The sequence below is a fragment of the Sulfurovum iocasae genome (assembly GCF_047716765.1).
Taxonomy (GTDB): domain Bacteria; phylum Campylobacterota; class Campylobacteria; order Campylobacterales; family Sulfurovaceae; genus Sulfurovum.
The window spans coordinates 376373-396673 of sequence record NZ_CP180410.1 but is presented as its reverse complement, the minus strand read 5'-3'; the positions used below and the strand labels follow the sequence as shown (position 1 = coordinate 396673).

Sequence of the window (20301 nt, the reverse complement as noted above, 5' to 3'; positions counted from 1 at the left end):
ATTAACAAATTGCCTCTGCAAAGATAACACCATCAATACCGGATCTTGCAGCTTTAGCGATATCTTTCTCATCATGAACAAGTACTAAAACCTTCGTATCAAAAAGATACTCTTGCGCAATAGGCTGAATAAGGCATGCATCATCCTCTTCACAAATTATAAAATTTGCATCCAAAGCATTACAAAAAAGAGCTTCATTGAGTGTATTTACACTCACAGCATAAGGAATATCATTATTTTGACAATATTTAGCAAGTTCTACAGAATCTACCAAAGGTTCAAGCAATAGAATATCATCAACTTCACTTTTTTTAATATCTTCTTGGGAAAAAACTTTACAAAAACGACTACTTTCGATCCATGGATGACCAATAATTATCATATAATTTCCTTTACTTTGTTATTCAGAAGGTTCTATTACTCAACACACTCATCACAATAATACTTACCATTGATGATAATACTCTCTTTTACCGTCACATAAGTACCGCACTTACTGCACTCTACCAGTGTATCATCATCAAGTTTTTTTTCGTGTGGGCTTTTTTTACCTAATGTAGGAAGTTTCCCTCCAAAAAATTTATAAATAAGCAATCCTGCTATAGCAAAAATTATAAGTTTTAAAATCATTGTTCTTTCTTTATATGTAAGTAATTTCGTTGGTTTTTTTGTACTATATCATAAGTTAACTGATGTTGTACATCCTCTATCTCATCAAATACACGAGACCCTTTATAAAAAAGGTACTCAGTTTTACTATCACTGATATCTTTTGTCAGGTCTAAAAGCAGTTTGGTATTGGTTACTGCCCGTGAAGTAATGAGATCAAAAGCGTCATGCTCTACTTTTTCAACTCTTTTTGCTTCAACTTTAACATTTTTAAGTTCCAAGTCTATGGCAGCATATTTAAGAAAAGAGACCCGTTTTTTAAGTGGTTCAGCGAGCACAACTTCTGTCTTTGGCAGAGCGATAGCCAATACAAGCCCGGGAAACCCTGCACCTGTTCCTACATCTAAAAGTGTTTTTGGTTTATCTATAAAAGTTAAAGGATAAAGCGAATCAATGATATTGACATAGATCGCATCAACCGTTTTAGCCCCTGTAAGATTATGTATCTGGTTCCATTCATTTAAAAGTGAAGCAAAGAGTTCTAACTTTGTGATAATCACACTCTCTAAGTTTATCTCTTCATTGTCTAAATATTGTGATAAATTCAATTCTCTTCCACCTCAACCAATCCACTCTCAACAAGCTTCTCTATAAAATTCAGAAGATCCTTCTGCAAAACTTCTTCTTCTACATCATATTGTGCTAACAATGTGTTATAAACTTCTTGCAAAACCCCATGCTCCTGCATAGCCTGCCAGATAGCCGTACCTACTTCATCAAGTCCAAAGTAGTTCTCACTGTTCATATCCAACAGTACCATTTCGCCATCTACTTCCTGGGCAAAGACGGTGTCTGCGAATGTGATTTTTTGATTGAGGTTCATCTTGCGTCTTTTTAACTTTTTAGGAGGATTATATCATTATTTTCAACGACTGACCCCTATTCTCTATTCTTATTCTTGGTTTTATAGTTCAAACAAGCAGATATTGCTGATATATAACATTATATTAAACCATGATTAATAATTATTACTACATAATGGTGCTGTAAAGTTATTATAAATATAAGAAAGGAGGAGTTTTATCTTATCTTATAGAAAAGCCAAACCCGTTGTGAAGCGGGGACGGAAAGCTACGGATCTTTTTAAAGATAGCCGGGTTGCCAAAGTGAAACCTCTATTGATCTGCAATTTCCGTTCCTCAATCTGTCTCCTTAGACACAAAAAGGAACTATTATGAAGCGAAATATATTATGGGCATTAATATGCTCAATAAGTCTGGCCATTCCCCAAGTGGCATCAGCCAATGATGCCAATGAAGCACCTCGGAAAATCATCGTTTTCCAAAAGAGCTTCTCAAATAAAACAGCACAAATGAATTTGATGAAAAAGAACGGTGCTGTACCGATCAAGCCATTGAGGATCATCAATGGTATGGCCGTTTATCTGCCTGCCCAGGCACAAAATGCTCTTGAAAAACGGCTAGGTGATGAAATAGTGCGTATCGATGAAGATATTCTGCTGCATGGTACTGCTAAACCATCTGGAGGTGACCAGCCACCGCAGGATCTGCCGTGGGGCATTGACAGAATCGAAGCAGATATTGCCTGGGGAGATTCCAACGGTACTATGGTCAATGTTGCCATCCTCGATACCGGAGCTGATCTTGATCATTTAGATCTGACCGCCAATATCAAAGGAAACTACAATGCCATCAGTCCAAGAAAAAGTGCCGAAGACGATCACGGCCATGGAACCCATGTCACCGGTATCGTTGCTGCAGTGAATAACGATATAGGTGTCATCGGTGTCGGTCCACAGGTAAATCTCTATGCCGTCAAAGTCCTGGACCGAAAAAATGAAGGTACTCTTACTGACATTCTTGACGGATTGCAGTGGTGTATCGACAACCATATGCAAGTGATCAATATGAGCTTTGGTTCTCTTTACTCAAACCAGTCATTTAACGATGCGATCATCGCTGTCCATAATGCCGGCATCGTACAAGTTGCAGCTGCCGGCAATGAGGGAAGCAGCGGTGGTGCCATCATCTATCCGGCTAAATACCCTGAAACTATCGCTGTCTCTTCAGTCGACTCTTCAGACCAGCTGGCTGCCACTTCAAGCTGGGGAACAGAGATCGACCTAAGTGCACCGGGTGTACAAATTTACTCAACCTATCACGATGGTTTCTATACATTCAAAAGCGGGACCAGTATGGCAGCTCCTCATGTAACGGGAACAGCTGCTCTGGTACTGGCTGTCCATGGAACACTTACGCCTGATGAAGTCAAAGCAAGGCTGAAAAGTACGGCGGAAGATCTGGGGTTACTGGCAGAAGAACAGGGAGCTGGACTGATTCGTGCGGATATAGCGATCCAATAGGTGTTCTGCAGATAAAGAGAAGTTAAATAACTTCTCTCCTTTTTATAATTTATTAATTGAAGTAAGATCTATCCATACAAAAAATTATAAATTTAATTAACATAACCAAACAGCTTAAAGTTTTCAAGCTTAAATAGTTTTAGAGGAATTATTAGCTTGCACCTCCAAAACCACTATCGTGTCCAGGGTTGTAATACGTACTACTTGTACCATCGGAGCCGCTCTTAGATTTACCATATTTGGTTTTACTTCCAATTTTTCCCAAATTTTTAACTTTCGGTTTAGTATATTTTTTTATATCAGAATCTTTTTTCATGCTAGCCAACATTCTTATATTTCCCTTCTTTAATTTTAACCAATTCTCTAAGTTACTGACAACCCATAACTTAAGAAGATCTTTTGTCATAATTTTGCCAGAAAAATATTGACTTGTCAAATGCTTTGAGGTTTCTTTTTTTAACAGCTTCAAATAAATTAAATTTTGGTGATATATATTTGAATCGGTAAATATTTTTTTCATTTGTAATTTTATACCGGGAACCAAACTGGTTTTATTATTTCTATACAGAACTTTATCTGGTACAATACCATTCATGGCCAATTTTAGTATATTTTTATATTTTCCGCAATGATGAAGATATTCTGGAGGTAAACTAATAATGAATTCAACTAGTTTCGTATCAAAAAAGGGATGACGTACTTCAATCCCATCATTGCTATAGTTTTGCAATGCATTAAAATCTATCCAGTATGAAAAGCGCGGAGATAGGAAGTCTAATCCAAACAGTTCAATGTAGTTATTATCAACTTCTTTATCAAGTTCGATCTCTTCCAGATCCAAAGTGCTCTTATCAAAATTATTTTTAAAAAACCGCTTTGATTGCACATATTTAATAATCTTATTAATACTCTCCTTCAAGGGATCAACAAAAAATAATGAAAAAATATACTTAATAAAGATAGATCTTGATTGGGCTCGTCGTCCAATGCACCGTAATGTTTTAAAGAGCCGCACAAACTTTAAATTTTTTAAATACTGTAACATAAATGAATCATCTCCTCCAAGTACTTCATCAGCTCCAATACCTGTTATGATCACTCTAACTCCCCGTTTAGCGAGTATTCTATTTTTCATGACAAACTCAATAAAATTACCCCTCTGAGGACTATCTGGAAACTTTGAATAAAAATTTGATAGATTATGCTTTTTAAAGTCAATTTCATTAATATCAAACTTGAGAATATCTGATTTGAACTTTTTTTCTAATTGTTCAATATAGTATGTCTCATCACTTGGCAAGCCTTTATGTTGCATAGTATGCGCTGCAAATGGCTGTGTCATGTTCATCGATATAGCTATAGAATATATTGACGAGGAATCCAGCCCTCCGCTGAGTTCAACTGATACAGGGTGTGATGATCTCAAAGAAGCTTTAACCGCATTATGGAACAAGATAGAAAATTTTTTTGCAGCCTCATCTAATGACAAAGTGGTGTTGGTTTGAATCTTTTCAGGATACCAATACCTTGCCACTTTAAATTGATTTTTTGAAATTGTCATCCAATTAGATGAGGGAAGCCGCTTGATCTCTTCAAAAAAGCTTTCAGTCCTGTCTAATGCCGAAAACTTAATATACTTTTTAACAGATTGTATATCTACAACTCTCTTGAGAAATCCTGATGAAAAAATTGGCTCAATATAAGTAGCAAATATCAATATCTCCTTATTGTAGTAATAATAAAATTGTCGAATTCCAAATCTATCTCTGGATACAAAAAGTTTATTTTCTTTATTGTTCCAAATTGCAAATGCAAAATCACCATTAAAATAGCTTGGACAGTTGTTTCCCCACTTTTGATAGGACCATAAAATCAAATCTGCATCAGTGACTTTATCAAAATTAGTTTCTTTTCGATCAAGTTTTTCAATTAATTCAGTACGATTATCCAAGCGTGCATCGGCAACCAATACTAAATTGTCATCTTCACCTATTAAAGGTTGCTTTTCATGCAATGATTCAGGTGTAGTGCATAGCATTTTATGCCCTAACCCTACACTACCATCAATCCAAATACCTTCTGCATCATACCCATGTATCTTCGTCACATCAAGCATTTTTTGAATTTCTTCTTTTTTTACCGGTTTTTCATCAAACCTAATGATTCCACAGATACCACTCATACTATCCCTTCGCTGTGCTGACAAATAGCATCATGCACTTCACCCAATCGTTCCATATCCCAAGGAACCTGTACTCGAAAAACTTTGATAGTGTTAAGCATATTAGAAAGATATTTTAATCGTTTTGGTTTCAGATAGGAAAACATAAAAAGATAGTTTGGGAGAAGTCTGTCAAACTTCTCAAACCCTTTAATTTCTTCAAACGATATCTCAGCATTTCCATCCACACTTTCAAGTACATAAAAAGCGTGAATGGGCTTAAAGTCAGTCGTAAAGTTATCGACATGGTAACCCAAATCTTCAAATTTTCTGTATGGACGATGATAAGGGAACGAACCAACAGCCATAAACTTACTATCCTTGATAAAGGTCGGAACCTTGTCATCAGAAACAAGTGTATGCCCCTGCTTGATAAAATAGTCTGTCATCGTCGATTTCCCACCCATCGAAGGGGCGATAAAAAGTATAGGCTTGCCCTCTACTTCCACTGCACCCGCATGCAGAAAATCATACTTCTCCTCCAGTGTAAAATAGAGTGGTAAAAGCAGATGAATAAACCAAAAACTCAACAGATCGGCATCGCCTTTTTCATCCAGTTCATAGTAAATGATTTCTTCTCCGCCTCTCCAATAAAAACGAACTACATCCTTGACTTCATAACACCATGGCTGTCCTATCTCACTACCATCAAATGGCCGATCGCTATAAAAATATACGTTGCGTCCATGAGCAGAATAAATTTGAAAACCACTGGTGATGGATCTTTTGATTTCATCGGGTACTTTTGCGGAAAGTTCCAGCTCGTAGCATGTAGCTGTTTCGCGAGAAAGGTTAAGAGGAAAGTCTATATCACTCTTTATTTTTGTACCGTAGACTATCATTTTTGTCCCCACCTAAATACAGAAAGTACAGTAAAATTTTCATGCCCCCTGCCGCCAGTGATGATGGTATCTCCACACTGTGACCATGCATGAGCTTTCATCTTCTCTTCACTCTCTTCATCTTTCGTAACTCCCAAATAAAAGACACCCGGAATCCCACGTTTTTGTAGCATTCTCTGTGCAGTGAGTGACTGTGCCAAACAAGCACTCTCCCAAGGAGTATGTGCTATTGCTCTGGTGATGGCTTGCCCTACTGAAGTGGCTATGTACATCTCATTATCATTTAATGTAGTTAGCTCCTCTTTGTTTGGTAGATGTTCTAAAGAACGGGTCAAACGTTTAAACGAAACAGTCAAGATCACTGCACGCATGATGCCTAGAGTCACATACGCTTCTAGGAAAAGTTTTTTCTCTTCTGATGACAGTTTAGTAAATTTTTTAATTTTATACAACATCAAAATCCTCTTTTATCAACCCTTCTTTTTGCAGCATATCATAAGTTCCCTCTACTTTTACTCTACCTTCTTCTATCAGATAGATATAATCTGCCTGTTTAATGGTCGTTGTTCTGTGGGCGATGATAATGGTTGTTCGTCCTTTAAGAAATGGCTCTAGTGTTTCATAAAGATGATACTCTGTTGCATTGTCCAGTGCGGATGTTGCTTCATCAAAAATGACGATCTTTGGATCAGAAAGTATCAACCGTGCGATGGCAAGCCTTTGACGCTGCCCACCAGAAAGACGAATACCATTTTTACCGATAGGTGTTTCTAACCCATCCTCCAACTCACGTATAAAACTTTCCAATTGAGCTGCTTTTAATGCTTCGTAGATCTCTTCATTATTCTTCTCTTTAGAAAGAGTGAGATTCATACGAATAGTATCGTTAAAAAAGAGAGCCTGTTGTAACATCAATGCTACATTTTCACGTACGACGGGAAGGCCTATCTTCTCTATGGGAACATCACCATACAAAATTTCTCCCTTATGAGAAGGATAAAACCCTACCATAATCTGAGCAATTGTTGTTTTACCACTTCCACTGGGACCAATGAGTGCGATCTTCTGTCCTGCTTCTGCCTTAAGAGTGATATCATGTAACACTTGCTTACCCTTACCATAGGTAAAACTTATCTTTTTTAGCTCCACTGAAGTAGTCTTAATGCTTTCAAAAGGGTCAAATTCATGTGGGTAATGCGGTTCCTGAGAAAGAGAAAGTAACGTATTAATACGCTCTAGTGCCGGCTTTGTATTCTGGTAACCAATAACCAGACCCATCAACTGCTGGATGGGAGCAACCAGTGTTGAGAGATAAAAGAGAAAAGCAATCATCATCCCGATCGTTAGATCCGAATACGCCACGGCAGCAATACCAAGTGCTCGGAAGATATCCACCACGGTATTTGTTAAAAGCGTGGAAGAACTGTGTGCTACAGAAGCTTTGTATCCGTAGTCAAGTGATGCCGTTTCGATCTCTTTTGCACGTCCCTGAAGGAGACCAAAAAAGCTTCGTTCCTGATTACTGGCACGCACTTGTATAAAAAGCTCAAGTGTTTCATTCAAAAGTTCATGGTAGAGTTCATAGGCCTCATGTTGACGACGTAACAGTTCACCTGTTTTACGTCCCACAAGTCTGGAAAAACCAAGAAAAAGAGGATTGAGCATGAAGACCAGCAGTGCCAGTACCCAGTTCATCCAAAGCATAACTCCCGCAATTCCAATCAACATCAAGGATGCACTTAACACTGTTGTCACTAACTGTCCAGAAAAGCCACTGACACTTTCTACATCTTGTACTGTCTTTGAAGCGATGCCTCCTGACTTTAGTGTTTCATATTCAGAAATAGACACCCGTTCCAAATGATGCAAAATCCGATGGCGTAACAGATAACTGATCTTTTGTGTGATCTTAGTAGCGTAAAAGGTTTTTTGGTTATTGAAGAAAAAAGCCATAAACCGCAATATCAAAATCAGCACAAGTATGACAGCAATATAGACCCATGTTTCATTACTGTTAAAGAAAGAAGAGATCATCTCTATCATTTTTCCTGGATGTTCCAGTAAAACTTCATCGATCAAAAGCGGTATCAACATCGGAATCGGTAACAAGAGTAGTGTCGCAATGATTCCATAGAGGGAAGTACGCCAGAAATCACTTTTCTGTGTTTTTATCTGGTCATAAAGAGATTTAAATGTATAGTGTTTTGTCATAAACTGTATTAAAGCAAATGTCCCATCTGCTCTTTTTTGACTTGAAGATAATTTTCATTATGTGGATTTGGAATTATTTGGATGGGGATACGTTCTACTATCTCTATGTCCGGTAAACTGTCTATTTTAGCAGGGTTGTTCGTAAGAAGTTTTACTTTTTTAAGATCAAAATGTTTTAGAATGAATTCAACTATTTCGTATGTACGCTCATCTGCTTTAAAACCCAACTGGTGGTTTGCAGCAACAGTATCAAAACCAGCATCTTGCAGAGCATAAGCATTAACCTTATTGAGCAACCCTATGTTACGACCCTCTTGACGATGATAAATGATCATACCACCCTCTTTTGCAATGAGCTCCTGAGCATATGCAAGTTGTTCACCACAATCACATTTTACAGAAGAGAGAGCATCACCGGTAAGGCACTCTGAGTGAACACGTACTATGGGTGCATCTATCTCTTTTAAATTATTTGTAAAAATGGCTAAATGTTCTTTTTCACCCTCTTTAAAAGCTTGTATATTAAAAGTTCCATATTTGGTTGGTAAAGTAGCGATTTTTGATATATCTATATTATTCATGACGAGATTATACAGAAACAATTAATAATTAATAGTTAACAATTAATAATTATTGTAAAATGTTCAAAAATATTTGCTAAGGTGATGTTATGTTCGCAAGATTTAGAAGAAAAAGAATTAACCCCGTACTAAGAGATCTACTCCAAGAGACACATTTGAGTGTTAATGATTTTATCTATCCTCTTTTTGCAAGAAGTGGTGAAGGTATTAAAGATGAAGTGGGTTCTATGCCTGGTGTCTACCAGATGAGTATCGATGAGATCGTTAAAGAGTGTGATGAACTCAAGAAACTTGGTATTTACTCCATCATCCTTTTTGGGATACCAGACACGAAAGACAGCGTAGGTTCAGATGCGATGTGTGAACATGGCATCATCGCTGAGACAGTTCGAACTGTCAAGGAAGCACACCCTGACATGTTTGTTGTCACCGACCTCTGTTTTTGTGAATACACAGACCATGGACACTGCGGTGTGCTCGACCCTGTACTGGAAACAGTTGACAATGACATCACGCTTGACAACTTGGCCAAACAAGCGGTTATCCATGCCAAAGCAGGTGTTGACATGATAGCCCCTTCGGGAATGATGGACGGGATGATCACTGCTATACGTGGTGGGTTAGATGGTGCAGGTTTTGAAAACTTACCGATAATGAGTTATTCGACCAAATTTTCTTCAGCCTATTATGGTCCTTTCCGTGATGTAGCAGAGTCCAGTCCAAGTTTTGGAGACAGAAGAAGCTACCAAATGAACCCTGCGAACAGAAATGAAGCCATCTTAGAGAGTGTAGAAGATGAAAAAGAGGGAGCAGACATCCTCATGGTCAAACCTGCTCTTGCTTACCTGGACATTGTACGTGACATCAAAAACAACACTTCACTTCCCTTGGCTGTTTACAATGTAAGTGGTGAATACTCTATGCTTAAAATGGCTGCGAAAGCCGGTGTTATAGACTATGACAAAGTAATGATGGAAACCATGATGGCATTTAAACGTGCAGGTGCAGACATCATTATCACCTATCATGCAAAAGAAGCGGCTCTTCTACTTCAGAAATAATCTATATATTTTCTCTTGCACTTAACGAATAAGTGCAAGCCTCTACAACTTTCAACCCTTTTATGGTAAAATATTCTCTTTTAAATTTCTAGCCCTATAGAGGTTAAGATACTAGGATAGCCAAATGAGACACTTTTTAACACTCAAAGATTTTACTAAAGAAGAGATCTTGGAGATGATAACATTAGCACAGAAGATCAAATCACAAACCAAGCAACGTAAGTTTGTTCCGTATATGGAGCACCAGACATTGGGAATGATATTTGAAAAGAGCTCTACACGTACGCGTGTAAGTTTTGAGACAGGTATTTATCAGCTTGGTGGTGTAGGACTTTTTCTCTCTTCTAACGACATACAGTTAGGGCGTGGTGAACCTATGAAAGATACATCCAGAGTCATAAGTCGTATGGTTGACATGGTAATGATACGTACTTTTGAACAGTCTAAGCTTGAAGAGTTTGCACATTATTCCAAAGTACCTGTCATCAATGGTCTTACAGACTCTTACCACCCTGTACAGCTCATGACTGACTATCTTACTATGATAGAGTTTGGAAAAGACAAAAACCCTGTAGTAGCTTATGTAGGTGACGGGAACAACATGACGCATTCATGGCTCATGCTTGCAGCAAAACTTGGATTTGAGTTAAGAGTGGCTACACCTAAAGGATATGAGTGTGATGCTGATATCATAGCAGATGCACTTGAGATGGCTAAAGAGAGTGGAGCTAAGATCACCTTTGATAATGACCCTAAAGAGGCAGTCAAAGGTTGTGATGTCGTTACTACCGATACTTGGGTTTCTATGGGTCAGGAAGATGAGAAAGAAGAACGTCTTAAGGTATTTGATGGTTATATGGTAGATGAGACCATGATGTCTTTGGCTAAATCAGATGCTATCTTCTTACACTGCCTTCCTGCTTATAGAGGCTATGAAGTAAGTGAAGAGACCTTTGAGAAACATGCAGATGTCATATTTAGCGAAGCAGAAAACAGACTACATGCCCAAAAAGGCATAATGGTGTGGTTGGATCAGCATCGCTGATCCAACCAAGCGTTCAGCGTTCAGCGCTAAGCGTTCAGAAATAGTAGAACAAAAATTAAATTATATATATGAGTGTTCATTGTTTATTATTAAACAATCTCTCAGCGCTGAACGCTGAACGCTGAACGCTCTTTCCAAAGGAAAGTAATGAGCAATATAGATTTCGAAAAATTCAGCAAATATTCCAAACCAGGACCAAGATACACATCTTACCCAACAGCCTTAGAATTTAATGATGATTTTAAATACGATACCTACATCAACTTCTTAGAAAACTCAACAGAGAAACTCTCTTTGTATGTACACTTACCATTTTGTAGGTCTGCATGTTACTTTTGCGGATGTAATGTTGTCTTTACTTCCAAAGAAGAGAAACTCAGTCGCTACATAGACTACTTAAAAAAAGAGATCGATCTTTTAGCTGAGCATATCGATACTTCTCGTGAAGTGATACAGTTCCACTTTGGTGGAGGAACACCTACTTTTTATAAAGCTTTTGAACTTGACGAGATAGTCACATACATCAAATCAAAGTTTCCAAACTGGAGTAAGGATGCTGAGATAAGCTGTGAGATAGACCCACGTTTTTTCAATGAAGACCAAATGAAAGTCTTTCACAAACATGGCTTTAACCGCATCAGCTTTGGAGTACAGGATCTAGATGAAAAGGTACAAAAAGAGATCCACCGTATTCAGCCTTTAGAACTGACTAAAAATGCTGTAGAGCTAGCTCGAAAATACGGGATCAACTCCATTAATACCGATTTCATTTATGGCTTACCTTATCAAACATTAGAGACATTCAAAAAGACACTTGAACTCTCAACACACCTAAACCCGGACAGAGTTGCTGTCTTTAACTACGCACATGTACCTTGGCTCATGAAAACCATGCGTAAATTTGATGAAACAACCCTGCCAACACCTGATGTTAAGTTACAGATCTTCCAATACACCATTGACTTTTTCGAGAGTAATGGATATAAAATGGTAGGTATGGATCACTTTGCCAAGCCGGAAGATGAACTTTTTGGAGCCATAGAAAAAGGTGAACTTCACCGAAACTTCCAAGGATATACAACCAAGGGTGGTGCTAACCTTGTAGGTATCGGTCTGACAAGCATTGGTGAAGGTGAGCGTTATTATGCACAAAACACCAAAGATATGAAAGTCTATGAAGCAGCATTAGATGCTGGTAAACTACCTTTTGAACGTGGTGTAGTGTTAAGTGATGATGACTTTTTACGTAAGTCTGTTATCATGGAGTTGATGGCAAACTTCTCTATAGATATGAAACGTGTTGAAAAAGAGCATAAGATAGACTTTAAAAGCTATTTTGCTGATGCTTTGGATGCACTGCAAGAGTTTGTAGATGCAGGACTCATTACCATCACTGATGATAAAATATCTGTGAGTACCACAGGTACACTTCTCATCCGTAATATTGCAATGCCATTTGATGCGTATATGAAGAAGTACGGAGAGAGTAAGAAAAGTTTTTCTAAAACGGTTTAATCAATAAACCTGTCGTCCGAACACCCTTGAAAGCGAAGCGATTTGAGAGGACGACGATTTTTACTCTACTTTTTCTAAAAAAGTAGAAAAAGAAACATAAACAATAACCAAAGTATGCATTCCCACGCTAAGCATGGGAACGAGATTTTAAGAGGAAATATGAGTAAAAAAGTAGAAGACATTTTTAACTTTACCGCTACCAGTGATGACTGCATCAAATGCGGAAAATGTATCCCTGTATGTACCATCCACCAAGTCAACCCTGATGAGACAACCTCTCCCCGTGGATTCATAGACCTTTTAGGTGCTTACCAAAGAGGTCATCTAGAATTAGACAAGAACGCTAAAGACATCTTTGAGAGCTGTTTTTTATGTACTAACTGTGTAGATGTCTGTCCAAATTCACTGGCTACAGATATGGTCATTGAAGAAGTACGTGCAGATATCGCAGATAAATTTGGTATCGCATGGTTTAAAAAAGGCTTTTTCTTCCTTTTACGTCACCGCAAGATCATGGACATTGTAATGAAAATGGGCTTTATGTTTAAAACCTGTGCCCTTGCTCAAGATGATAAAGACAGAGGACTTAGATCCAGATTTTCTCTACCTATGGTAAAAAAAGGAAGACTACTTCCTTCTATGGCTAAGGTGAGTTTTTTAAACTCTTATCCAGAAGAGATACCAGCACCTATACAAGAGAAGAAAAATCAACGTATCGCACTTTTCATAGGCTGTTTGGCAAACTATAACTATACAGGTATTGGTGACAGTTTAGTAGACATTCTAAAAGAGCTTAATATTGATATATTTATCCCTAAAGACCAACTTTGTTGTGGTGCACCTGCATACTTTACGGGTGATGTGAGTTCAGTTGAGTACATGACCAAGAAAAACATAGAGTACTTTGAGAGTTTCATGGATGACTGTGATGCTATGCTTATACCAGAAGCAACATGTTCAGCAATGGTCAAACATGACTGGCAAGTCTTCTTTAAAAATCACGATATGCCAGAGTGGGAAGCCAGGGCTAAGAAGGTAGCTGAAAAAATACATATGGCTACCGCATGGCTTGATGATAATACAGAATTACAACAGATACTTAAAGATAAGGGTAAAAAATTTGATGAAGCAGTGACTTACCATGACCCTTGTCATGCTAGAAAAGTACAAGGAATTTACAAACAACCTCGTAACTTACTTGCACCGAACTACCCAATGGTAGAGATGAGTGATCCTAACCGTTGTTGTGGTTTTGGTGGAGTAACAATGCAAACAGAAAAGTTTCACTTTGCAGAGGCTGCTGGAAAACCAAAAGCCGCAATGATCAGAGAGACTAAAGCACATTATGTGAGTGCTGAGTGTTCTGCTTGTAGAATGCAACTCTCTGAAGCGATGAACAACGCAGAGGTAGAGACTATCTTTAAAAATCCGTTAGAACTTATCTCTGAAGCGCTGAAAGATTAGATTCGACAACTCTCTTGCACTTCTATCATGAAGATATTTTTTCCCTCTTCATGTCTATAGCCTAACTGATATCCCAACTTTTCTAAAATACTATGTACGATGTAAAGTCCTAATCCAAATCCACTGCTTCTTTTCTCTTCCTGTGAAAAAGGTTCTGTGTAATATGTCAAAGGGTGCTTTAATGCTTGCCCTTCGGAAACAACTTCAATAGTTTGACTATTAGAACGGAGAAGAACACACTCCCTTTGACCATATTTCAACCCATTGTCAAGTAAATTTTTAATCGCTAAAGCCATCAGTTTTAAGTCAGTGGTTAATGCTCTGTTGCTGTACTCCAATTTTACACAACCACTCTCTGCCATTAAAAGATCTTGGCTTTTTTGTACTACCTCTTCAAGCGTCACATACTCAAAACTTGGTTCAAAACTTTGTGTAGTAACTCTCTCGATCTCTGCAAGTTCAGAGATCAGTTCATTCATACGTTCAAAAGCACGTACCAATATCTTTTTAGTACTTTCATCTTCCAGCATCTCAACTACGATCCGCCCTTTGGTAATAGGCGTTTTGAGTTCATGCATTAAATTACGCATAAAAAGATTTTTAGAAGCACTCAGCTCATTAATATGCAAAATGGCATCATCAAAACTTTTTGCTATCTTTCCTATTTCATCATCATGCTCATAAGTAATACGTGTATTCATATCACCTTGAGCAAATCTTTGTATCTGCTTATGTAGTTTTCGTAGAGGAAATAACTTTCTTAAAACAGCCAAATAGAGTAACAGCAATAATCCTATAAGAAAGATACCTAAAGTCACAGCGATCTCAAAATAGTAATTTTTAGGTCTGTTATCTTTAAGCATAAGATTGTGTCCCATGCGTTGTCCATAAATATAATGTGTGTCATCTATATTAAACACACGTACTCGTCCTAATGAGGAACCTCCGGAGAAAATGGTTTTACCACTCTTTTCAATCTCTTGTTTTATTTTTTTGGTCTCCAGTAAAGAGATAGGTTGTACCCGCAGATCTTTATAAAGTTTTTCAAGTGCTTCTTTGTCTGGGTTAAATTGCAAATTGGAGAGAAAGGTCATGGAAATAAGTTGATAATGCTTAAACTCATCTATCTTATGACGATCTTCATTCCAAGAGAGAAAGAGTAAAAAAGTAGCGATCAAAATCGCGATCGCTACGGAAAAAAGGATATGTATAAATGTGGTTACAGAGAGATTTCTCATACGCGATCTGTTAAAAGGTACCCTACACCACGAATAGGCTTGATATAGACATGTTCAGAGTCTATTTTAGCAATTTTTTGTCTGATCCGAGAAATAATAACATCAATATTTTTTATGGAACTGTCATCGTCAATATGTTCACTTTCGTAAAGCAGTTGTTCTCTGGAGACTGAACCATTTTTATGCTGGATCAACATCCCTAAAATGTCATATTCAGCAGCGGTCAACTCTAAAAACACCCCTTTAAAAGTAATTGAGTGCGACTTTAGGTCTGCTACAAAAAGTTCTTCTTTTTTTTCTACCTTTTCTTCTATGCTGTGTGTACGTCTTAGAATCGTTTTAATACGTGTTACAAGCTCTCTGGGATCATAAGGTTTAGGCATATAATCATCAGCACCACGCTCCATACCAATCACTTTATCGGTAATATCATCTCGTGCAGAAGAGATAATGATAGGGATATTGCTTATCTCTCTGATCTTTGGAATTACTTCTAACCCATCCATCCCAGGCAAGGTCAGATCCAAGATGATCAGATCAAATTCATGTTGGGTCAATAAAGAGAGTCCTATATAAGGATCTTCAGCACCAATCACCTCCATATCATACTTCGTAAGGTAGTTTGTTAAGATGAGTGCCAACTCCGGATCATCTTCTATAATCAATATCTTAATAATGACTTTATCCTTTTTTATTTTCTAATCATACATCATAACATCTACTATATGAAAAGAGGCTAATTTCTGCCAATAGCCTGCTCTTTATAGTTATAGTCAATATATATTTTTGTAATAGCGATCAAAAACGAGGTGATCGCCGGCCCTAAGATCATACCCCAAAAACCATAGGTACTCATACCCGCTAAAATAGAGAAGAAAATGACTATCTCGTTGATCTCAATAGTACTTTTAAGTAGATCTTCTTTGATCACTTTGATGATCACCGGTTTCACGAAAGTATCAGCGATAATAGAGATTATGATCACTGAATAACTTGCAATAACAATCGCTGTATTGGCATCTATCTTTGTCCAACTATAGAGTGCAACCGGTATCCATACTACTGCACCACCGATAATAGGAATAAGAGAAGCAAAACCGTAGATAACACCAAATAACAAGCCATCAAATCCAAACTGGCTCACCATGATCCCAAAAAGGAAGCCTTCAAAAATAGCCGTTACGATGATGGAGTAGAAAACAACCTCCATGGTAGAGGAAACTTCATGTATCATCTTTGCACTTTTCATTTTATTTACAGGCATCAATGCACGTATCAACTCAAAAAAACGCTCCCCATAGTAGTTGATAATAAAATAAAATACAAGAACCAGTACCATATTCTTTATAAACCCAAGTCCTACACTTCCCGCAGTTGTCACATATGAAGTAGAGTCATGTATATACCCTGCAATCTTTTCATCACTTAAGCCTGTCTCAACCCACTCTTTCATATAAGGAACTTCTTCAGCAAATGTTTTAATAACAGCAGTAACCTCTTGAATGGTTGCTATATCTATATTTGCAGCAGTAGCCACTCCAATAGTTGCGATATAGACTATAGGTGCAAAAATAATAAGGGTTAAAAGAAGCGTAGCAATAGCAGCGGATATCTTTCTTGATTTAAAATATTTTATCATTTTTTTAGTCAAGTTATAAGTAGCCATCGTAAGTAACATCGCAACTACTATAGGGAGTAAAAAAGGTTTATAAATACTATATGCACCAAGAACTGAAAGTATGAACAGTGCAGTGATCATTAAACTTTTATTGCTGATCATTCAAAAAGCCCTTCATTGAGTCCACCCAGTTTAAAATGTTCGTAACTTTTCTCTGTGGCTATGCGACCTCGTGCTGTTCTTTCTATGTAGCCATTGGCTATGAGGTACGGTTCAAGTACGTCTTCTATCGTACCCTCATCTTCACTGAGTGCCGCACCTATGGTACTAAGCCCCATAGGTTTACTTTTAGCAGATACCAGAAGCTCTAAAAGTTGTATATCCTGCTCATCAAATCCAAGGTGATTCACCCCAAGTTCATCCAAAGCATATCTTGCACGTTCCAATGTCACCTCATCTTCATTGGCTACTTCTGAAAAATCTCTTACCCTTTTGAGTAGACGAAGTGCAATACGTGGTGTTCCCCTACTTCTTCTGGCTATTTCTACAGAAGCTTTTTTCTGGGAAGGTTTTTCAAGTTTGTGGGCAGCTTGGGCAACAATTTCAGTGAGTTCTTCAGGCGTGTAAAACTGCATTCTAAAGTGCATACCAAAACGCTCCCTAAGAGGATTTGACAACATCCCTGCTCTCGTCGTTGCGCCTATAAGCGTGAACCGTGGAAGATCAATCTTTACCGTTTGCGCAGCAGGTCCAGACCCTATGATGATATCTAAACGAAAATCCTCCATCGCAGGGTAGAGTATCTCTTCGATAGCTGGACTCATACGGTGGATTTCATCGATGAACAAGATATCACCCTCTTCAATATTGGTCAAAAGTGCTGCTAGATCTCCCGCTTTTTCTATCATCGGGGCAGCAGTGGTTTTGATATTTGCATTCATCTCTGTAGCAATAATATTTGCTATGGTTGTTTTACCTAAACCTGGAGGTCCAAAGAAAAGTATGTGATCTAAAGCTTCGTTTCTCTTTTTACTTGCTTCTATAAAAACTTTTAAATTCTTTTTGATCTTCTCTTGACCTATATACTCATCCCAGGAGCTGGGACGAAGCGTTACTTCGTAGCTTATCTCTTCATCAAAGCGTTCTATCTCAACCATACGTTCCATTAAAAACTCCTTTGGAGTTTAGCGTTAAGCGTTAAGCACTCAGCACTCAGGGCATAGCACCCAATATCTTTCAAAAAAAACCCAAATAATCTAATCAATACTGATCTCTGAACGCTGAACGCTGAATGCTGAACTCTCAATATGTGTACTCTTCGCTAGGAAATTCTTTTGCTTTTACTTCATTTCTATAGGCTTCCAATCCATCACGGACATGTTTTGCCCCATCGCAATACTGTTTCACGAATTTTGGTTTAAACGCTTCAAAGAAACCAAACATATCAGACCAGACCAATACCTGTCCATCTGTTGTATTACCCGCACCGATACCTATGGTCGGTACAGATACAGCTTTAGTAATGGCTTGGGCCGCTTCACTTTTTACACCTTCTACCACAATGGCAAATACTCCTGCAGCTTCAAGTGCTTTAGCATCTTCTACGAGAGAGTCTATATCTGCCTGGTCCTTCCCTCTTATCTTGTATCCTCCATCACTACGCAAAAACTGTGGCATAAGCCCTATATGGCCCAGTACAGCAATAGAATTTTGAGTAAGTGCTTCAACGATGTGTACTCTCTCTTTTCCACCCTCTATCTTGACAGCTTGAGCATTTGTTTCCTGATAAGCTCTAGTTGCATTTTGTATAGCAACTTCTGGAGAGGTATATGTTCCAAAAGGCATATCAAGTACGATGAGTGGTAACTTTGCACCATTACAGACAGCCTGCGTATGGTAGATCATCTGATCCATCGTTGCGGAAAGCGTATCTTCTTTACCTAAAAAACTCATATTAAGACTGTCGCCTACAAGGATCATCTCAACTTCAGCATCAAAAAGCTGTGCAAAAAGAGCATCATATGCTGTCACCATAGTGATAGGTTCAACACCTTTCATCTTTGCAATAGTTGTTAAAGTTACTTTTTTCTCTATTTTAGGGGTATGGATACTCATCTTATTCCTGAATCTAATCTATATTTTTACTCATTTTATCATATAATATCGAAAATTATTTAGATAAGAGTATATATTGAAAAAATTAGTCGCATATATCACCACAGGTTTCCCATCGTTAGAGTTTACAGTAGATGCCGCTTTGGCTTTAGCTGAGGCAGGTGTTGACACTTTAGAACTTGGTATGCCGTTCTCCGACCCTGTTGCAGATGGTCCTGTCATTGAAGCAGCCAATCTTAAAGCCCTGCAAAACGGTTTTAAACTAGACCACCTTTTTGAGGCATCTGCAAAAATAGCACCTCACATAGACACCTTATGGATGGGATACTTTAATCCTTTTTACCATAGAGGTATAGATAAATTCATCGCTGAAGCAAACAAAGCAGGTATCCATGGTTTCATCATCCCAGACTTGCCTTTTGAAGAAGCAAGACCTTATAAACCACAAATAGAAGCAGCCGGACTGAATCTCATTGACTTTATCGCGCCTACTGATTCAAAAGCACGTATAGAACAGATAGTCACAGATGCAAAAAAATTCATCTACCTTGTAGCCTATGCAGGTATCACCGGTGCAGGAAAAAGTGAAGATCTGCAGCCCATCATCACAGATATAAAATCATTCACAAAAACCCCTGTTTATGTAGGTTTTGGTGTAGATCAAAATACAGCCAAAGAGAAAGCCAAAGGCGTAGATGGTGTCATCGTAGGTTCTGCTTTTGTGAAAGTGTTGCTTGATGAGAGTTTGAGTGATACACAAAAAATTACTAATATCTCTGCGATTGCCAGAGAAATAAAAGAGAAGATAAACGAATAGTTTTATTCTTTTAAACTAATCATCTTTAATGATTAGTTTAGAAAACCATCAACCTCAACAAACAACCTCTCAATCCCATCAAAACTGTGACTTCCTCCCTCTTCGACTACCTGTTTGGCATTTGGAAGTTTTGCCTCTGCTTCTTTATAGTCAAGTGTTTCATCTCCTTTTTGGAGTAAGAGCATGATGTTTTCTTGAATTGCCAGATCTATTTCATACTTTTTGAGCATCTCCAGATGTGACTCCATCCATGTAAAATGACTCTCATCATAAAAACTGGGGGCTTCTCCTAAAACTTTTTTGAGGGTGATATAAGGATAAATAGACGGATTGATAAGTACTGCTTTTAATCCATACTTTTGGGCAAGATATAGCGTATAAAAACCACCTAAAGAGGATCCTATAAGTTTGACATCATCATAAGATCCTATCAACTCTTCGAGTGTTTGTATGGCTAAATCGGGAACATATGACAAAGAAGGAGCGATGAAGGCTTCTCCTTTGTCCTTAAAATAATTTCTAAAAGCATTTGCTTTACTTCCTAATCCATGGCTTCCAAAACCGTGTATGTAGATGAGCAT

At 37.9% G+C, this 20301-nt stretch carries 21 protein-coding genes and 1 riboswitch; of the genes, 6 read left to right on the top strand and 15 right to left on the bottom strand.

Features of this window, described 5'->3' with window-relative positions; genetic code table 11:
- Position 1: 1 nt before the first annotated feature.
- Genes ACLHDG_RS02040 through ACLHDG_RS02025 form a run of 4 tightly spaced genes read right to left on the bottom strand, consistent with a single transcriptional unit; the run spans position 2 to position 1492 of the window.
- A complete protein-coding gene (locus ACLHDG_RS02040; protein WP_415407329.1) occupies positions 2-382 on the bottom strand; it encodes a hypothetical protein in 381 nt (126 codons plus the stop codon).
- A 35-nt stretch (positions 383-417) separates the two neighbouring features.
- Positions 418-630, bottom strand: a complete 213-nt coding sequence (locus ACLHDG_RS02035) for a PP0621 family protein (protein ID WP_415407328.1) — start codon at positions 628-630, stop codon at positions 418-420.
- Positions 627-1217: a 16S rRNA (guanine(527)-N(7))-methyltransferase RsmG gene (gene rsmG / locus ACLHDG_RS02030; RefSeq protein ID WP_415407327.1), complete on the bottom strand. Its 591-nt coding sequence runs from the start codon at positions 1215-1217 to the stop codon at positions 627-629. The genes ACLHDG_RS02035 and rsmG overlap by 4 nt, the downstream gene beginning before the upstream one ends.
- On the bottom strand, positions 1214-1492 hold the full coding sequence (locus tag ACLHDG_RS02025; RefSeq protein WP_415407326.1) for a PqqD family protein: 279 nt from the start codon (positions 1490-1492) through the stop codon (positions 1214-1216). Before ACLHDG_RS02025 ends, rsmG begins: the two co-directional genes overlap by 4 nt.
- Positions 1493-1699: 207 nt before the next feature.
- Positions 1700-1775, top strand: a riboswitch (cyclic di-GMP riboswitch).
- Positions 1776-1843: 68 nt separating this feature from the next.
- On the opposite strand from ACLHDG_RS02025, the gene ACLHDG_RS02020 reads away from it, so the two are divergent.
- The gene (locus ACLHDG_RS02020; protein WP_415407325.1) at positions 1844-2992 is read left to right on the top strand and encodes a S8 family peptidase; all 1149 of its coding nucleotides are present in this window, start codon (positions 1844-1846) and stop codon (positions 2990-2992) included.
- 151 nt (positions 2993-3143) lie between these two features.
- Here the strand turns inward: ACLHDG_RS02020 and ACLHDG_RS02015 are convergent, their stop codons facing one another.
- From ACLHDG_RS02015 to ribA, 5 genes are read right to left on the bottom strand one after another with little or no spacing between them, the layout of a single operon-like run.
- Positions 3144-5174: an asparagine synthase-related protein gene (locus tag ACLHDG_RS02015; RefSeq protein ID WP_415407324.1), complete on the bottom strand. Its 2031-nt coding sequence runs from the start codon at positions 5172-5174 to the stop codon at positions 3144-3146.
- On the bottom strand, positions 5171-6055 hold the full coding sequence (locus tag ACLHDG_RS02010; RefSeq protein ID WP_415407323.1) for a hypothetical protein: 885 nt from the start codon (positions 6053-6055) through the stop codon (positions 5171-5173). The genes ACLHDG_RS02015 and ACLHDG_RS02010 overlap by 4 nt, the downstream gene beginning before the upstream one ends.
- On the bottom strand, positions 6052-6510 hold the full coding sequence (locus ACLHDG_RS02005) for a lasso peptide biosynthesis B2 protein (protein ID WP_415407322.1): 459 nt from the start codon (positions 6508-6510) through the stop codon (positions 6052-6054). Before ACLHDG_RS02005 ends, ACLHDG_RS02010 begins: the two co-directional genes overlap by 4 nt.
- Complete coding sequence (locus tag ACLHDG_RS02000) at positions 6500-8266, bottom strand: ABC transporter ATP-binding protein (RefSeq protein WP_415407321.1); 1767 nt, start codon at positions 8264-8266, stop codon at positions 6500-6502. Before ACLHDG_RS02000 ends, ACLHDG_RS02005 begins: the two co-directional genes overlap by 11 nt.
- Positions 8267-8274: 8 nt before the next feature.
- Entirely contained in the window at positions 8275-8847 is a 573-nt protein-coding gene (ribA, locus tag ACLHDG_RS01995; RefSeq protein WP_415407320.1) for a GTP cyclohydrolase II, read from the bottom strand.
- An 89-nt stretch (positions 8848-8936) separates the two neighbouring features.
- On the opposite strand from ribA, the gene hemB reads away from it, so the two are divergent.
- The 4 genes from hemB to ACLHDG_RS01975 all read left to right on the top strand — a co-directional run bounded on the left by hemB (position 8937) and on the right by ACLHDG_RS01975 (position 13932).
- A complete protein-coding gene (hemB, locus tag ACLHDG_RS01990; RefSeq protein WP_415407319.1) occupies positions 8937-9908 on the top strand; it encodes a porphobilinogen synthase in 972 nt (323 codons plus the stop codon).
- Between the two features lie 124 nt (positions 9909-10032).
- Positions 10033-10953: an ornithine carbamoyltransferase gene (gene argF / locus ACLHDG_RS01985; protein ID WP_415407318.1), complete on the top strand. Its 921-nt coding sequence runs from the start codon at positions 10033-10035 to the stop codon at positions 10951-10953.
- Between the two features lie 147 nt (positions 10954-11100).
- The gene (gene hemN / locus ACLHDG_RS01980) at positions 11101-12468 is read left to right on the top strand and encodes an oxygen-independent coproporphyrinogen III oxidase (RefSeq protein WP_415407317.1); all 1368 of its coding nucleotides are present in this window, start codon (positions 11101-11103) and stop codon (positions 12466-12468) included.
- 159 nt (positions 12469-12627) lie between these two features.
- A complete protein-coding gene (locus ACLHDG_RS01975) occupies positions 12628-13932 on the top strand; it encodes a (Fe-S)-binding protein (RefSeq protein WP_415407316.1) in 1305 nt (434 codons plus the stop codon).
- On the opposite strand, the gene ACLHDG_RS01970 is transcribed toward ACLHDG_RS01975, so the two are convergent.
- From ACLHDG_RS01970 to panB, 5 genes are all read right to left on the bottom strand, one after another.
- Positions 13929-15170: an ArsS family sensor histidine kinase gene (locus ACLHDG_RS01970; RefSeq protein WP_415407315.1), complete on the bottom strand. Its 1242-nt coding sequence runs from the start codon at positions 15168-15170 to the stop codon at positions 13929-13931. The genes ACLHDG_RS01975 and ACLHDG_RS01970 overlap by 4 nt on opposite strands.
- Positions 15167-15847 (bottom strand): response regulator transcription factor, encoded by a 681-nt coding sequence (locus ACLHDG_RS01965; protein WP_415408316.1) that lies wholly within the window; start codon positions 15845-15847, stop codon positions 15167-15169. Before ACLHDG_RS01965 ends, ACLHDG_RS01970 begins: the two co-directional genes overlap by 4 nt.
- 59 nt (positions 15848-15906) lie before the next feature.
- Positions 15907-16950: an AI-2E family transporter gene (locus tag ACLHDG_RS01960; RefSeq protein WP_415407314.1), complete on the bottom strand. Its 1044-nt coding sequence runs from the start codon at positions 16948-16950 to the stop codon at positions 15907-15909.
- Positions 16947-17954, bottom strand: coding sequence for a Holliday junction branch migration DNA helicase RuvB (gene ruvB, locus ACLHDG_RS01955; protein ID WP_415407313.1), 1008 nt, complete (start codon positions 17952-17954; stop codon positions 16947-16949). Before ruvB ends, ACLHDG_RS01960 begins: the two co-directional genes overlap by 4 nt.
- Before the next feature lie 136 nt (positions 17955-18090).
- On the bottom strand, positions 18091-18903 hold the full coding sequence (panB, locus tag ACLHDG_RS01950; protein WP_415407312.1) for a 3-methyl-2-oxobutanoate hydroxymethyltransferase: 813 nt from the start codon (positions 18901-18903) through the stop codon (positions 18091-18093).
- 76 nt (positions 18904-18979) lie between these two features.
- On the opposite strand from panB, the gene trpA reads away from it, so the two are divergent.
- Positions 18980-19720 (top strand): tryptophan synthase subunit alpha, encoded by a 741-nt coding sequence (gene trpA, locus ACLHDG_RS01945; RefSeq protein WP_415407311.1) that lies wholly within the window; start codon positions 18980-18982, stop codon positions 19718-19720.
- Positions 19721-19752: 32 nt separating this feature from the next.
- Here the strand turns inward: trpA and ACLHDG_RS01940 are convergent, their stop codons facing one another.
- Positions 19753-20301, bottom strand: coding sequence for a YqiA/YcfP family alpha/beta fold hydrolase (locus ACLHDG_RS01940; RefSeq protein WP_415407310.1), 549 nt, complete (start codon positions 20299-20301; stop codon positions 19753-19755).